Below are 14723 nucleotides of genomic sequence, written 5' to 3' on the forward strand. Positions count from 1 at the left end.
CCCGCTATGCTGCCGGCAGGTCACGAGCGCCAGCGTCAAGCCCCGGCTTGCTGGCCGGCAACCCTCGTCGAGGTTCGCGGTGGGGTGCCCCGGGTGATGACCGGGCCCGGCCCGATCCGCGCGCCGGGCAAGCGCGGACCCCGCCCTGTGCCCGCCGGGGTCCCTGGACCCGGAGGCGCCGCGATGACCCTCACCCTCACACCCCCGACGACCCTCGCCCCCGCCGGACCGCTCGACGTGCTCGGCGTACCCGGTCAGATCAACCTGGACTACGCGGCCAGCGCGCCGTGCGCGCGGGCCGCGGCCGACGCGGTGGCCGCGCTGCTCCCCTGGTACGCCAGCGTGCACCGCGGCGCGGGGGCGCTGTCGCGGCGCTGCACGCTCGCTTACGAGCGGGCCCGGCAGACGGTCGGCGACTTCCTCGGCACCCGGCCCGACGATCACGTGGTCTTCACCCGGAACACGACGGACGCGCTGAACCTGCTGGCCCGGGCCCTGCCGGCCGGTGCCACGGTGGTGACGTTCGGCGGGGAGCACCACGCCAACCTGCTGCCCTGGCCGCGCGGCTCGGTCCGGTTGCCCGTGCCGGCCGACGCGGCCGGGGCCGTCCGCGCGCTCGACGCCGCACTCGGCGAGCTGCGCCGCGGCAACGGTCCCGGGCGCGAGCTGCCGGTGCTGGTCGCCGTGACGGGTGCCAGCAACGTGACCGGCGAGCGCTGGCCGGTTGCCGAGCTGGCCCGGGTCGCCCGGCGACACCGGGCCCGGATCGCGGTGGACGCCGCGCAGCTCGCCCCGCACGCTCCCGTCGACGTGCGCGCCCTCGACATCGACTACCTGGCCGTCTCCGGGCACAAGCTGTACGCGCCGTTCGGCGCCGGCGTGCTCGTCGGGCGGGCCGACTGGCTGGACGCCGCCCCGCCCTACCTCGCCGGTGGCGGGGCGACCAGCCACGTCGGCGCCGCCACCCACGACGTCCGGTGGACGACCGGGCCGGCCCGGCACGAGGCCGGAACGCCGAACCTGCTCGGCGCGGTGGCCCTCGCGGCGGTCTGCGACGCCCTGGCCGCCGCCGACCGCGGTGCCCTGCACGACGCCGAGCAGGCGCTGCTGGCCCGGCTGCGGGACGGCATCGGGGCGCTGCCGCACGTGGTCGAGCTGCGTACCTTCGGCCCGGACGCGCCGCGGGTGGGGATCGTCTCGTTCGTGGTGGCCGGCCGGGAGTCGGACGAGGTGGCGGCCCACCTGGCCCGGCACCACGACATCGGCGTACGCGACGGCCTGTTCTGCGCCCACCCGCTGGCCCGGCGGCTGCTCGCCGAGGCGGCCGCGCGGACCGGGCGGCGGGACCTGCCGCCGACGGCGCTGCGCGCCAGCATCGGGCTGGGCAGCACGGCGCAGCACGTGGACCGGCTGCTGGCCGCCCTCGCCGCGCTCGCCTGAGGGCCGGTCAGCCGACCGGCGGGGCGGTGGGCGGCCGGGGGGCGCTGCCCTGCCCGGCCGGTTTCCCGGCCTCGTCCTGCTCGCCGAAGGACCGGCGCACCCAGCGGTTGGCCTCCTCCTGGTTGATGCCGGACGCGACCAGCAGGTCGCTCGCGGTGGTACGCACCTGCGCGATCACCACGCTGCCGGAGAAGCCGACCCCCTCGGCGTACGCCCGGCCGGCCTCGCTGACCGCGCGCAGCGACCGCTCGCGGGCCTTGTCCGGCTCCTCCCCCACGGCGAACTCGTGCTTGAGCAGGCGAACCGACTCGGCGAGGTGGGCCACCGCATCCGGCATCGGGTCCGGGACGGCCTCCTCGTCCTCGATGAGGGTGACGGCCCGCCGGATCAGGGTGCCGCTGTTGCGCATGGCGCGGTCGATCGGGTCGACTGCCTCCGCGTAGTGGGCGAGCTCGTTGCGGCGGTGCCAGCGCGCCGGCGACAGCGTCACGGTCTCCTTGGCGCCCTCGATCGCCTCGGTGAACGCGGCCAGTACCTCCTTGTTGTCGCGCAGCCGCTCCAGTGCGCCCTGGACCTTGTCGCGGTCGCGTTCCCGCAGCCCGTCCGCGGCGGCGTCGAGCTGGGCGGCGAGCAGGTCCAGCGCCGGGCGGGCGGCACGGTTGAGCACCCGCAGCGGGTTGAGCGGCAGCAGGACCGCGGTGACCAGCAGCGCGATTCCGCCGCCGACGAATGCGTCGACGAACCGGGGTATCTCGAGGTTCTCCGTCGACGGGCTGAGGGTCACGATCAGCACCGCGGTCGCCGCCGCCTGGATCACGATGGCGACGCTGGCGCCGGCGAAGACGGTCAGGACGATCGCGGCGGTCACCACGAGGCCGAGCTGCCAGGGACCGGTGCCCAGGAAGTAGATGATGAGGTCGCCGACCGCCACACCGATCGCCACCCCGACGATCAGCTCGACGGTCCGCCGGAACCGCTGGCCGACCGAGGCGGCCAGCGTGCCGACCGCCGAGATGGGCGCGAAGACCGGCTGCGGATTGCCGAGCAGCTCGTGGGCCGCCAGCCAGGAGAGGCCGGCGGCGAGTCCGGCCTGCAAGGCGAGGCCCAGCGACATGCGTACCCGGTGCAGGCGGTCGTGCAGGGTGGCCTTGCTCCGCACGTGGAGCTGCTGCACCGACTCGGCGATCCGGGCCCCGTCGATGTCCACACCGCCGTCCCGCAACGCGAACCGCTGCGCCAGCGATGGTCGTTCGTCCCGGGCCACGGCCGGTACTACCCGCACCAGCCCCGCCGAATCCTTGAAAGGAAGGGCCCCTTGTTAACGCCTGCGGTAGAGGAGGGGCCCCTTATTAACAGTTCCGCGTCGACCCGGCAGACTCGACCGCGTGGTCGACCTCCTCGACCGGTGGCGGGCCGCGGCCCGGGACGCCGGCGCGACCGACGGCGGGCAGGTGAGCGCCGCCGGCGCCGAGTTGGTCCGGCGCTGGCGGGAGCCGCACCGGCATTACCACACGCCCACGCACCTGATCGCGGTGCTGGACGTGATCGACGCGTACGCCCCGCTGGCCCACCGGCCGACCCGGCCGACGCAGACGGCGGGCTGCTCTGCGACGCCGACCTCGCCGTCCTGGCCGCCAGCCCCGAGGCGTACGACCGGTACGCCGCCGCGATCCGCCGGGAGTACGCGCACGTGCCGGAGCCGCAGTTCCGCGCCGGCCGGGCCCGCGTCCTGGCCACCCTGCTGGCCCGGCCCACGCTCTACCACCACCCCGCACTGTCCACCCGCTGGGAACAACCCGCCCGAGCCAACCTGACCCGCGAACTAACGACCCCACCCCCCTGACCCACCCCCACCCCACCCCGCCCCGCCCCCGGCCCGGCCCGGCCCGGCCCAGCCTCGCCCGCCGATCTTGCACTTTCGGCCCTCGGTATACGTCATTCGCCCGGAATGCCGGGGCGAAAAGTGCAAGATCGCGGAAGCGGGGGCGGGGGTTTGATGATCAGGTTGCGGGGTCGTAGCCTCGGCGCATGCGTCCCCTCCTCGACGAACTGCGTGCCGCGCTCGGCGACGACGCCGTGCTGACGGATCCGGATCTGCTGCGGATGCACGAGCGGGACGAGGCGGATCTCTGCGCCTCGGGTACGCCACTCGTGGTCACCCGTCCCCGGGACACCGGACAGGTGGCGGCGGTGGTACGCGCGGCGGCCCGGCACGGCGTACCCGTGGTGCCCCAGGGCGCGCGGACCGGGCTGGCCGGCGCGGCGAACGCGGTCGAGGGCGCCGTGGTGATCAGCACCGCGGCCCTGGACGCGATCCTGGAGATCGATCCGGTCAGCCGGATCGCCGTGGTGCAGCCCGGCGTGGTCAACGCGACGCTCGCCGCCGCCGTCGCCAAGCACGGCCTCTGGTACCCGCCCGACCCGGGGTCCTGGGAGTCCTCCACGATCGGCGGGAACGTCTCGACAAACGCCGGTGGCATGTGCTGCGTGAAGTACGGCGTGACCACCGAGTACGTGCTCGGTCTCGAGGTGGTGCTCGCCTCCGGCGAGGTGCTGCGCACCGGCCGGCGGACCGCCAAGGGCGTGGCGGGGTACGACCTGACCCGGCTCTTCGTCGGCTCCGAGGGCACCCTCGGCGTGATCACGGAGGTGACCGTCGCGTTGCGCCCCGCCCCGGCCGAGTCGCTGACCATGGTGGCGGTCTTCCCGTCGACGGCCGCCGCCGGCGTGGCCGTGGCCGAGATCGCCGCCCAGGGCCTCTCGCCCAGCCTGCTGGAGCTGCTCGACCAGACGCACCTGCGGGCGATCGAGGCGTACCGGCCGATGGGGCTGCGGACGGACGCGGAGGCGCTGCTGCTGGCGGCCGTGGACACCGGCACCCGGGCCGCCGACGATTTGGCCGGCCTCGCGGCGGTCTGCGAGGCGGCCGGCGCCGACGAGGTGTACGCCGCCACCGACGCGGTGGAGGCGGCGGCGCTGCTGCAGGCCCGGCGGCTGGCGCACCCGGCGATGGAGAAGTTCGCCGCTGACGCGTACCCGGCCGGCAACGGTGGGCTGATCATCGATGACGTGGCCGTGCCCCGCGGCTCGCTGGCCGCCATGCTCGACGGCGTCGCCCGGATCGCGGCCGAGTGTGACGTGCCGATCGGTGTGGTGGGGCACGCCGGGGACGGCAACCTGCACCCGAACATCGTGGTGGACCGGGCCGACCCGGCGAGCCTGGGCCGGGGGCGGCGCGCCTTCGACGAGATCATGCGGCTGGGCCTGGAGATGGGCGGCACCTGCACCGGCGAGCACGGGGTCGGCCTGCTCAAGCGCGACTGGCTGGCCCGGGAGATCGGCCCGGTCGGCGTACGGGTGCACGAGGCGATCAAGGCGGCGCTGGACCCGGGCGGGCTGTTCAACCCGGGCAAGGTGCTCTGACCGGCGGAGGCGCTCAGGCGGTGGGTTCGGCCGGGGTCGCCTGGGTCAGCAGCAGCAGGATCTCGTTGGCGATCTTCGGCTGCACCTCGCCCGGGCAGTCCTGGGAGGTGATCGTGCCCGACGAGGTCAGCAGGCTGGACGTCAGCGCGTCGATGCAGGTGACCCGGTACTGCCGCGCCTGGTCGGTCTCCTTGACCAGGCCGGGGTCGGCGAGCAGGGCCTGCAGGCGGCTGAGCTGCTCCGGGTTGAGCGCGCCGGTCGACGTCACGCCGTCACCGGCGCAGTCCACGCACTCCCACCGGCCGTCGACCTCGACGTTCAGCGTCCGCAGCGGGCCGTTCGCGCCGACCTTCTGCAACAGCGTGACGCGGCCCTCGCCGACGGTCGTCGCGTTGCCCAGCTGGGGCGCAGCCGCCGACTGCTCCGGGCGGGGCGAGCCACCCGCGTCGGCGCCGCCGCAGCCGGCGAGCACGGCCGCCAGCACGGCGGCGACGGACAGTGAGACCGGACGCGACCAGGATGCGGCAACCACGCGCCGCAACCTACCCCACCGTAGGTAGCGCGCGTAACCCACCGGTCGGCCCGTCCATCGATGATGGACGTTCCGCAGTGGATCGGTCACCGGGAGGAGGAGGGGAGTTCGACCGGATCACCGTCGGCGCCCCGGTCCGCGGCGAAGCCCCGGACGTCGGGTGCGCCGACCCGGGCCGCGTCGGCCGTCGCGTCGTCCGGCATCAGCTGCGAGTTCCGCTCCGCCGCCACGCGCGCCCGGTAGTGCGCGACCTCCCGCGCGCGGACCTCGGCGTCCCATCCGAGCACCGCCCCCATCAACTCGGCGGTGTGCTCCGCGGACTCCAGGCCGCGGTGCGTGGTCTCGATGGAGATCCGGGTACGACGGGTGAGCACGTCCTCCAGGTGCAGCGCCCCCTCGGCGCTGGCCGCGTACGTCACCTCGGCGGCCAGGTACTCGGGTGCGCCGGCCAGCGGCGAGGCGAGCAGCGGATCGGCGTCGATCAGGGCCAGCAGGTCCAGGGTCAGGTTGCCGTACCGCTCCAGCAGATGCTCGACGACGCCGACCGGCACCCCGTGCCGGCGGGCCAGGTCGGCGCGGTCCCGCCACAGCGCCGCGTACCCGTCGGCGCCGAGCAGCGGCAGGTCGGCGGTCCGGGACGGGCGCACCGAGCCGAGCCGGTGCGCCGCCCGGTCGACCACGTCCGAGGCCATCACCCGGTACGTCGTGTACTTCCCCCCGGCGACCAGCAGCAGACCGAGCATCGGTTCGAACACCGCGTGCTCGCGGGACAGCTTCGAGGTGGAGTCCGCCTCGCCGGCGAGCAGCGGCCGCAGGCCCGCGTACACGCCCTCGATGTCGGCCGTGGTGAGCGGCCGGTCCAGGACGCTGTTGACCTGCGCCAGCAGGTACTCGATGTCCCGGGCGGAGGCCGCCGGGTGGGAGCGGTCCAGTTGCCAGTCGGTGTCGGTGGTGCCGATGATCCAGTGCCCGCCCCACGGGATGACGAAGAGCACGCTCGTCGCCGTACGCAGGATCAGCCCGGTCTCACCCGTGATCGCCGACCGGGGCACCACCAGGTGCACGCCCTTGGACGCCCGGACCCGGATGCCGGGGCGCAGCCCGACGTCGTTGAGCATCCGGGACATGTCGTCGCTCCAGACGCCGGTGGCCGCGATGACGGTGCGGGCGCGTACCTCGAACTCGGCGTCCGGGGAGCCGGCCGGCGCCTCCAGGTCGCGGACGCGGACCCCGGTCACCTCCCGGGCCTGCCGGATCAGGCCGACGGCGCGTGCGCTGGTCACCACGGTCGCACCGAGGCTGGCCGCCGTCCGGGCGAGGGTGACCACCAGGCGGGCGTCGTCGACCTGCCCGTCGTAGTAGCGGATGGCGCCGGCCAGCCCCTCCGCCTTCAGGCTGGGGAAGACCCGGCGGGCGCCCTCGCGGGTCAGGTGCCGGTGCAGCGGCATCCCCCGGCCGCCGCCGAACACCCCGGCGAACGCGTCGTACGTCGCCACGCCGGCCCCGTAGTAGGAGCGGCGGAACAGCCGGGCCGGCAGATCCCGCAGGCCGCCGCCGGGCAGCGGGACCAGGAACGGCACCGGCCGGACCAGGTGCGGGGCGAGCCGGGTGGCGAGCAGGCCCCGCTCGGTGAGCGCCTCGTGAACCAGGTGGAACTCGAGCTGCTCCAGGTAGCGCAGGCCACCGTGGATCAGCTTGCTGGACCGGCTGGACGTGCCGGCGGCGTAGTCGCGGGCCTCGACCAGGGCGACCTTGAGGCCGCGTGAGGCGGCGTCCAGCGCGGCCCCCGCGCCGGTCACGCCACCGCCGATGACCAGGACGTCGAATCGCTCGGCGGCGAGGCGGCGCAGGTCGGCGGCGCGCCGTTGCGGGGAGAGCTGGCTGGCGGTCGCTCGGGACACGTTGGGGTCACGCACGTCTCCACCGTAACCGCCGCCGCCCCACCCGTGGCACGCACGCGGGCCCGCCGTGGCCCGACGGTTCGGGCCGGGCGCCGCCGACGTCGTGCCGGCGTCGTACTGTTTGCCGATGCAGCCTCAACGCCCCGCGGATCACGTCACCCCGGCACCGGCGGAGCGGGGAAGCCCCTGGGCGGTGGTGGCCGCCGTCGCCGTCGGCCTGTGGATCGTCGGGCTCACCGTGGTCGCGCAGCTCGGCGGATGGCTGGCCGATCAGATCCTGCTCGTCTCCGGGCTCGACCGGGCGACCTGGCTCTGGCCGGTCACCACCGTCGGCGTGCTGCTCCTGGCCGGTACGCCCACCCTGGCGCTGGCCCTGGCACCCCGGTCCGCGACGGTCCGTGCCGCCGGCCGGGTCTGGCTGACCGGGCTGCTCGCCTTCGCCGCGCTGGGTCTGCTGCGGGCGCTGCCGCCGGTGCACCACGAGGCGTACCTCGCGGCGCTCGCCGTCACGGCCGGCCTGGCCGCGCTCGTGGTGCGCCGGCTGGTCGCCGCCCGGACCACGCCGCCCGACGGATCCGGCCCGGTGCCGCGTCCCGCCCCGGTCACGCTGCTCGGGCTCGCGGGTGGACTGGTCCTGCTGCTGCCCTGGGTGTGGGTGGGCGCGCTCGGCGGGCTGCTGGAGACACTGCTCGCCGCGCTCGCCGCGGCGGCCGTCGGCGCGTTGACGGCCGCGCTCCTGGGCGACGCCCTCTGGTCCCGCTTCGCGGTCGGCACACCGCCCCGGCCCGCCCGCCTGGTGCTCGTCGGCGGTCTGGTCGCCGGCGTGGCCCTGCTGCCGGTCGGCGCGGCCGTCGGGCAGTCCGGCGCGCACCTGCCGCTGCTGTTCACCCTGCCGCCGACCGGCTTCGCGCTGGCGGGCCTCGCCGCGGCAGCCCGGCGCACGGCGGCCGGTGGCGGCCCGGGGACCGGCTGGCTGGTCGGGCTCGGTGTGTTCGGCCCGCTCGCGTGGACGGACGCCGAGGAGATCAACCTGGCGCTGGTCGGCAGCCGCGACGTGCCGTACTGGGTGGCGGTCGCCACCGGCACCGGGCTCGCCGTCGCGGTCGTGCTCGCGGTGGCGTACGGGGTGCTGCTCGGCCGGCGGCACGGCGCGCGGCCCGGGCGGGCGGTCGCCGGCGTGACCGCCGCGATCCTGCTGGCCGCCGTGGGCGTGGTGGCCGCCGGGCCGGGGCAGCCGGGCCTGCACGGCGAGCGGCTGTTCGTGGTGCTGCGTGAGCAGGCCGACCTCGGCGGGATCCCCACCACGACCGGCCGGGCGGGCCGCGACGCCCGGACCACCGAGGTCTACCGGCGGCTGGTGGAGACGGCCCGACGCACACAGGCCGACCTGAGCGGGGAACTGCGCCGGTTCGGGCTGGACCACACGCCGTACTACCTGGTCAACGCGATCGAGGTGGACGGCGGGCCGCTGGTGCGGGCGTGGCTCGCCGGCCGCCCCGAGGTGGACCGGGTGCTGGTCAGCCAGCGGATCCGGCCGCTGCCGGCACCGGCCGCCCCGACCCGCGGCGAGGCGCCACCGCCACGCGGTCCGGAGTGGAACGTCCGGTTGCTCGGCGCCGACCGGGTCTGGTCGGAGCTGGGCGTCACCGGCGCCGGCGTGACGGTCGGCAGCTCCGACTCGGGGGTGGACGGCGCCCACCCGGCGCTGGCCGCCGGTTTCCGGGGCGGCGACGACTCGTGGCACGACCCCTGGGACGGCACCTCGGTCCCCGACGACGAGGGCGGGCACGGCACCCACACGCTCGGCAGCGCCGTCGGGCGCGGCGGCATCGGGGTGGCACCCGGCGCCTCCTGGACCGGCTGCGTCAACCTGGACCGCAACCTCGGCAACCCGGCCTACTACCTGGACTGCCTCCAGTTCATGCTGGCGCCCTTCCCGCCCGGCGGGGACCCGTTCACTGACGGCCGCCCGCAGCGCGCGCCGGACATCCTCACCAACTCGTGGGGCTGCCCGGCGCTCGAAGGCTGCGACCCGCGGGTGCTGCGACCGGCCACCGACGCGCTGGACGCCGCCGGCATCCTGGTCGTGGCGGCCGCCGGCAACACCGGGCCGCACTGCGGTTCGGTCGACGACCCGCCGGCGCCCTACCCGGACGTGCTGACCGTCGGCGCGGTGGACCGGCAGCGGCGGGTGACGGACTTCTCCTCCCGCGGCCCGACGCCCGGTGGCGAGGCCAAGCCCGACCTGGTGGCACCCGGTGCCGACGTGCTCAGCGCGATGCCCGGCGGCGGGTACGGCGAACTCAGCGGCACGTCGATGGCGACCCCGCAGGTGGCGGGCGTGGCGGCGCTGATGTGGTCGGCGAACCCGGCGCTGGTCGGTGACCTGGCGAGGACGCGACGGATCCTGACCGAGACCGCCAACGCGGTCCCGGTGGCCGCGGGTGCGTGCGGCGGCGAGCGCAACGTCGCCGGCGCCGGCCTCGTCGACGCGTACGCGGCCGTCCGCGCCGCAACGGGGTGAAAGGAAGGGCCCCCTGTTAACGCCTGGGGTAGTAAAAGGGCCCCTTCTTAACAGAAGCGCCCCGGTGATCTAGGGTCGGCGTCCATGGGCGTGGAGATCGTCGAGCTGACCCCGGACCGCCTCTCCGCCGTTCTGGAGCTGTGCGGCCGGGCGCTGGACCTGCCGGAGGACGCGGCCGAGGCGCCGGCCATCGTGGACGTGCTCTGGTCCCGGGCCGCCGCCGACCGGCCGGTGGTCCCGCTGGGCGCGTACCGGGACGGTCTCCTCGTCGGCGTACTCATCGGTTCGGTCTCCGGCCGCGACGGCGCGCAGGGGCACGTGGACCTGGTCGCCGTGGACCCGGCGCACCGGCGCCGCGGCGTCGGCCGGGCGCTGCTGTCGTACGCCGAGACGAGGCTCGCCGCGCTCGGGGCGACGGAGGTGCTGCTGGCCGGCAACCCGCCGTACTATGCCTGGCCGGGCATTGACGTGCGGTACACGCCGGCGGTCTGCGCGGCGCAGGCGCTCGGCTACAGCCAGGACCGTACGGCCTGGAACATGACCGCCGACCTGTCGTACGACGGGAGCCCGGCCCTGCGCACGACGGCGCCGGCGGAGCAGCGGCTGGCCGGCCAGGGCGTGGCGGTACGCCGCGCGGAGCTGGCGGACCTGCCGGCGCTTGCGGCCTTCGCCCGGTCGGTGTTCGGCGGTGCCTGGGACGCGGAGCTGGCCGGCTCGGTCGGCCGTGACCTGGCCGGCTGCCATCTCGCCGAGCGTGCCGGCGAGGTGCTGGGGTTCGCCGCCTGGGGCTCGTCGCGGCCGAGCTGGTTCGGCCCGATGGGTACGGCGCCGGCGGCCGAGGGGTCGGGGATCGGGGGCGTGCTGCTCCGTCGCTGCCTGGCCGACCAGCGGGCCGCCGGGGTCACGGCGGCGCAGATCGGCTGGGTGGGCCCGGTCCGGTTCTACTCGGGCAGCGCGGGCGCCCGGATCGAGCGGGTGTTCTTCCTGTACCGGAGGACCCTCGCGGATCGATAACGGGCGAATAGGATAGATCACCTGATAGCGTCATTCGCCCGCGTCGCCCATCGACGCCCCCTACCGTTTCGGTAGAGGAGGCAGCATGACCACGGACGACGAACGGCCCGGGCCGTTGCCCTTCGACCGAATCGACTTCGGCGACGCCGAGCAGCGGGCGGAGATGGACGGCACCGACGAGCCGCCGGCCGACGAACCGGTGGCGGTGGTGGACGAGCCGGTCCAGGTACGGCAGCCGTACGACCGGACGCAGAAGCGGCGCAACCAACGGCCGCTGCCGACGTAGGAGATACGCGAAAGGGGCGGACCGCTGACGCGGCCCGCCCCTCCCGGTGTCGTGGAGCTGGACTCAGAAGTCCATGTCCCCGCCACCCGGGCCAGCCGGGGCGGCCGGGGTCTTCTCCGGCTTGTCCGCCACGACGGCCTCGGTGGTGAGGAAGAGCGCCGCGATCGACGACGCGTTCTGCAGCGCCGACCGGGTCACCTTGGCCGGGTCGATGATGCCCGCGGCCATCAGGTCCACGTACTCGCCGGTCGCGGCGTTCAGGCCGTGACCCGCCTCGATGTTGCGGACGTGCTCGACGACGACGCCACCCTCGAGGCCGGCGTTGACGGCGATCTGCCGCAGCGGGGCGTCCAGCGCGATCTTGACGATCTGGGCGCCGGTCGCCTCGTCGCCGGCCAGGTCCAGCTTGTCGAAGGCGGTCTTGCCCGCCTGCACCAGCGCGACGCCACCACCCGGGACGATGCCCTCCTCGACGGCGGCCTTCGCGTTCCGGACGGCGTCCTCGATGCGGTGCTTGCGCTCCTTCAGCTCGACCTCGGTGGCCGCGCCGACCTTGATCACCGCGACGCCACCGGCCAGCTTGGCCAGCCGCTCCTGCAGCTTCTCGCGGTCGTAGTCGGAGTCGCTCTTGTCGATCTCGGCCCGGATCTGGTTGACCCGGCCCTGGATCTGCTCGGCGTCACCGGCACCGTCGACGATGGTGGTCTCGTCCTTGGTCACCACGACCTTGCGGGCGCGGCCCAGCATGTCGAGGCCGACGGCGTCCAGCTTGAGGCCGACCTCCTCGCTGATGACCTGGCCACCGGTGAGGATGGCGATGTCGGTCAGCATGGCCTTGCGGCGGTCACCGAAGCCCGGCGCCTTGACGGCGACCGACTTGAAGGTGCCCCGGACCTTGTTGACCACCAGGGTGGCGAGGGCCTCGCCCTCCAGGTCCTCGGCGATGATCAGCAGCGGCTTGCCGCCCTGCATGACCTTCTCGAGGATCGGGAGCAGGTCCTTCACCGACGAGATCTTGCTGTTGACGATCAGGATGTACGGGTCGTCGAAGACGGCCTCCATACGCTCCGGGTCGGTCATGAAGTACGCGGAGATGTAGCCCTTGTCGAAGCGCATACCCTCGGTGAGCTCCAGCTCCAGGCCGAAGGTGTTGCTCTCCTCGACGGTGATGACGCCTTCCTTGCCGACCTTGTCCATCGCCTCGGCGATGATCTCGCCGACGCTTGTGTCACCGGCGGAGATGGAGGCGGTGGAGGCGATCTGCTCCTTGGTCTCGACGTCCTTGGCGAGCTTCAGCAGCTCCTCCGAGACGCTCGTGACCGCGGCCTCGATGCCCCGCTTCAGGGCCATCGGGTTGGCGCCGGCGGCCACGTTGCGCAGGCCCTCACGAACCAGGGCCTGGGCCAGGACGGTCGCCGTCGTCGTGCCGTCACCGGCGACGTCGTCGGTCTTCTTCGCGACCTCCTTGACCAGCTCGGCGCCGATCTTCTCGTACGGGTCCTCGAGCTCGATCTCCTTGGCGATGCTCACACCATCGTTGGTGATGGTGGGGGCACCCCACTTCTTCTCGAGCACGACGTTGCGGCCCTTGGGGCCGAGGGTCACCTTCACGGCGTCGGCGAGCTGGTTCATGCCCCGCTCGAGGCCGCGGCGAGCCTCCTCGTCGAACGCGATCATCTTGGCCATACGGCGTTGTCCTCCTGGACACTCACGGGCCACCCGAGGGTGTGCCCCGGATGGGCCGCCTGGTGTACGCACCTTGGGACGTCGCCACCTGGCGACGACGACGTCCGCAGGCCGGGCCGGATAGCCCGCGACGACCGGCCATGTGCCGCACCCGTGTCTCGGGACACTTGTGCGGCCGTGGCCCTACCGCCCCGACCATTGGCACTCACGGTCTGCGAGTGCCAATGACCTGTTTAGCACTCTCCCTTGCCGAGTGCAAGCACGATCACCCCGGTCAGCCGAGTTCGGCCGCCAGCCGCGCGGCGTTCACCGGGGCCTCGTGGGCCCGCTGCTCGGCGTACGTGACGACCAGCCCGACCTGCTGCGCCAGGTGGGCCGGGAGCGCCAGCAGCGCGGTGATCGTCAGCACGACGAGGAGCCCGACAGCCGTGCCCGGGGACTCCAGCGGCGCCGCGCCGAACGGCATCGTGGCCATGCCCTCCAGCACGCCGGCCGCCCCGGAGACGACGATCACCACGGCGGCGATCAGCGCCACCCGGCCGAGCACCAGGCCGAGACGGTCGTGGAACATCCGGAACGACCGGGCGATCGGGGCCTGCCGCTCGAAGAGGTAGACCGGGCCGGCCAGGCTCAGGGCGAACGCGAGGTAGACACCGGGCAGCACGCAGAAACACACGCCGACGGCGATCAGCAGGCCGATCAGCAGCGTCCAGCCCCACAGACCCGGCGCGCGGCGCAGACCGTGGCGGAACGCGCCGGCCAGGTCGACCGGCTCACCGGCCGCCTGGCGGGCGATCACCCAGGTGCCCGCCGCCCAGCCCACGCTCTGCACCAGGCCGAAGACCACCGCGCCGCCGACCGCGACGGCGAAGAGGGTGGCCAGGTCCCCCACGAACCCGTCGGGCAGCGCGGCCGGGTCGTCGGCCGTGGCCGTCTCCCACTTCGCTGTCGGGTCGACCGCGTACGTCAGGAGCCCGACCAGGATCGCCGGCAGCACCTGGGTCAACAGCAGGATCGGCAGGAGCAGCCGCCAGCCGCGCCGGACCGCGCCGACGCACCGGTCGAACCAGCCGGTCAGGCCGGCACCGGGTGGTGTGACGAGCGGGTCGGCGGGATCGAGCCCGGCCGCGGACCAGCCGGCGAAGGGTTGCCCCGGCCAGACCGGAGCGCCCGGCTGCCACGGACCGGAGGCCGCCCACGTCGCGTCGCCCGTGCCGGGCGCAGGCGCGGCCGGACCCCAGACGTACGCCGGCGTGGTCGGATCCATCGGGTACGGAGGGACGGCCGGCGGCTGGCCCGGCTCGGCTGTCGGCATGCCGTGGCCCGGGGCCGGCTCGGCTCCCGGCAGGTCGCGGCCCGGGGCCGCCTCGGCTCCGGGCGTGCCGGGCTGCGGGGCCGCCTGAGGCGGCACGGCACCGGACGTCGAATCTCGATCATCCGGTGGCGGTGACGGCACGGTCGGGGGTGGCTGGTCGGACAATGAACCCTCCTCAGCGACGGCTGGAACGGTTCACGATCTTCCCTGGTGCGGTGTCGGTGCCGCACCCCGGCCGGCCACGGTCCGCGGTGGCGGATCACGGGCGTCGTCGGTCGGCTCCCGGCGGAGCGGAGCCGAGGGCCGCTCAGGCGATGACGCGCACCCGCTCGGCCTGGGGACCCTTCTGGCCCTGGGCGATCTCGAACTCCACCCGCTGGCCGTCGTCCAGCGCCTTGTAGCCGTCCATCTCGATGGCGGAGAAGTGGACGAAGACGTCCTGGCCGCCGTCGACGGCGATGAAGCCGTAGCCCTTTTCGGCGTTGAACCACTTAACGGTGCCCTGTGCCACGGTGCACTTCCTCACTCTGCGCGGCGTTCCACTCACCCCGCCGCGACCGGCGCGCCGGCCCGCGGGGCGGCACCGGTTCGGCGATCGGCGA

12 protein-coding genes and 1 riboswitch are annotated in these 14723 nt (G+C 74.6%); of the genes, 6 read left to right on the forward strand and 6 right to left on the reverse strand.

From position 1 onward, the window contains the following. Positions 1-18 precede the first annotated feature (18 nt). Positions 19-140, forward strand: a riboswitch (SAM riboswitch). Positions 141-183: 43 nt separating this feature from the next. Beyond that, the gene (locus ABTW87_RS18160; RefSeq protein ID WP_350651982.1) at positions 184-1440 is read left to right on the forward strand and encodes an aminotransferase class V-fold PLP-dependent enzyme; all 1257 of its coding nucleotides are present in this window, start codon (positions 184-186) and stop codon (positions 1438-1440) included. Between the two features lie 7 nt (positions 1441-1447). Here ABTW87_RS18160 and ABTW87_RS18165 read toward each other — a convergent pair whose 3' ends face one another. Further along, positions 1448-2647, reverse strand: coding sequence for an FUSC family protein (locus tag ABTW87_RS18165; RefSeq protein WP_350652041.1), 1200 nt, complete (start codon positions 2645-2647; stop codon positions 1448-1450). A 198-nt stretch (positions 2648-2845) separates the two neighbouring features. On the opposite strand from ABTW87_RS18165, the gene ABTW87_RS18170 reads away from it, so the two are divergent. Both ABTW87_RS18170 and ABTW87_RS18175 read left to right on the forward strand, forming a co-directional pair. Beyond that, positions 2846-3283, forward strand: a complete 438-nt coding sequence (locus ABTW87_RS18170) for an HD domain-containing protein (protein ID WP_350651983.1) — start codon at positions 2846-2848, stop codon at positions 3281-3283. 185 nt (positions 3284-3468) lie between these two features. Then, positions 3469-4863: an FAD-binding oxidoreductase gene (locus ABTW87_RS18175; RefSeq protein WP_350651984.1), complete on the forward strand. Its 1395-nt coding sequence runs from the start codon at positions 3469-3471 to the stop codon at positions 4861-4863. Between the two features lie 13 nt (positions 4864-4876). Here the strand turns inward: ABTW87_RS18175 and ABTW87_RS18180 are convergent, their stop codons facing one another. Then, positions 4877-5395 (reverse strand): hypothetical protein, encoded by a 519-nt coding sequence (locus ABTW87_RS18180; RefSeq protein ID WP_350651985.1) that lies wholly within the window; start codon positions 5393-5395, stop codon positions 4877-4879. Between the two features lie 86 nt (positions 5396-5481). Beyond that, on the reverse strand, positions 5482-7296 hold the full coding sequence (locus ABTW87_RS18185; protein ID WP_350652042.1) for a glycerol-3-phosphate dehydrogenase/oxidase: 1815 nt from the start codon (positions 7294-7296) through the stop codon (positions 5482-5484). A gap of 127 nt (positions 7297-7423) precedes the next feature. Between ABTW87_RS18185 and ABTW87_RS18190 the strand changes: the two genes are divergently transcribed. The 3 genes from ABTW87_RS18190 (at position 7424) to ABTW87_RS18200 (ending at position 11120) form a co-directional block, all read left to right on the forward strand. Further along, a complete protein-coding gene (locus ABTW87_RS18190; protein ID WP_502891604.1) occupies positions 7424-9820 on the forward strand; it encodes a S8 family serine peptidase in 2397 nt (798 codons plus the stop codon). 84 nt (positions 9821-9904) lie between these two features. Continuing rightward, positions 9905-10834: a GNAT family N-acetyltransferase gene (locus tag ABTW87_RS18195; protein WP_350651986.1), complete on the forward strand. Its 930-nt coding sequence runs from the start codon at positions 9905-9907 to the stop codon at positions 10832-10834. 85 nt (positions 10835-10919) lie between these two features. Beyond that, positions 10920-11120 carry a hypothetical protein gene (locus ABTW87_RS18200; RefSeq protein ID WP_350651987.1) on the forward strand — a complete coding sequence of 67 codons (201 nt, stop codon included), beginning with the start codon at positions 10920-10922 and terminating at the stop codon, positions 11118-11120. A gap of 63 nt (positions 11121-11183) precedes the next feature. Here the strand turns inward: ABTW87_RS18200 and groL are convergent, their stop codons facing one another. The 3 genes from groL to ABTW87_RS18215 form a co-directional block, all read right to left on the reverse strand. Then, positions 11184-12806, reverse strand: coding sequence for a chaperonin GroEL (gene groL, locus ABTW87_RS18205; RefSeq protein ID WP_350651988.1), 1623 nt, complete (start codon positions 12804-12806; stop codon positions 11184-11186). Positions 12807-13080: 274 nt separating this feature from the next. Further along, on the reverse strand, positions 13081-14217 hold the full coding sequence (locus ABTW87_RS18210) for a hypothetical protein (RefSeq protein ID WP_350651989.1): 1137 nt from the start codon (positions 14215-14217) through the stop codon (positions 13081-13083). Positions 14218-14428: 211 nt separating this feature from the next. Then, positions 14429-14632 (reverse strand): cold-shock protein, encoded by a 204-nt coding sequence (locus tag ABTW87_RS18215; protein ID WP_013288855.1) that lies wholly within the window; start codon positions 14630-14632, stop codon positions 14429-14431. Positions 14633-14723: the final 91 nt, after the last annotated feature.

Source organism: Micromonospora sp. NPDC126480, from assembly GCF_040302465.1.
Classification (GTDB): domain Bacteria; phylum Actinomycetota; class Actinomycetes; order Mycobacteriales; family Micromonosporaceae; genus Micromonospora.

What these genes read in the sequence shown, in the direction of transcription:
- ABTW87_RS18190 (WP_502891604.1), top strand. Translation starts at nt 7,424, where the DNA reads ATGCAGCCTCAACGCCCCGCGGATCACGTCACCCCGGCACCGGCGGAG.
- ABTW87_RS18200 (WP_350651987.1), top strand. Translation starts at nt 10,920, where the DNA reads ATGACCACGGACGACGAACGGCCCGGGCCGTTGCCCTTCGACCGAATC.
- ABTW87_RS18160 (WP_350651982.1), top strand. Translation starts at nt 184, where the DNA reads ATGACCCTCACCCTCACACCCCCGACGACCCTCGCCCCCGCCGGACCG.
- groL (WP_350651988.1), bottom strand. Translation starts at nt 12,806, where the DNA reads ATGGCCAAGATGATCGCGTTCGACGAGGAGGCTCGCCGCGGCCTCGAG.
- ABTW87_RS18175 (WP_350651984.1), top strand. Translation starts at nt 3,469, where the DNA reads ATGCGTCCCCTCCTCGACGAACTGCGTGCCGCGCTCGGCGACGACGCC.
- ABTW87_RS18195 (WP_350651986.1), top strand. Translation starts at nt 9,905, where the DNA reads ATGGGCGTGGAGATCGTCGAGCTGACCCCGGACCGCCTCTCCGCCGTT.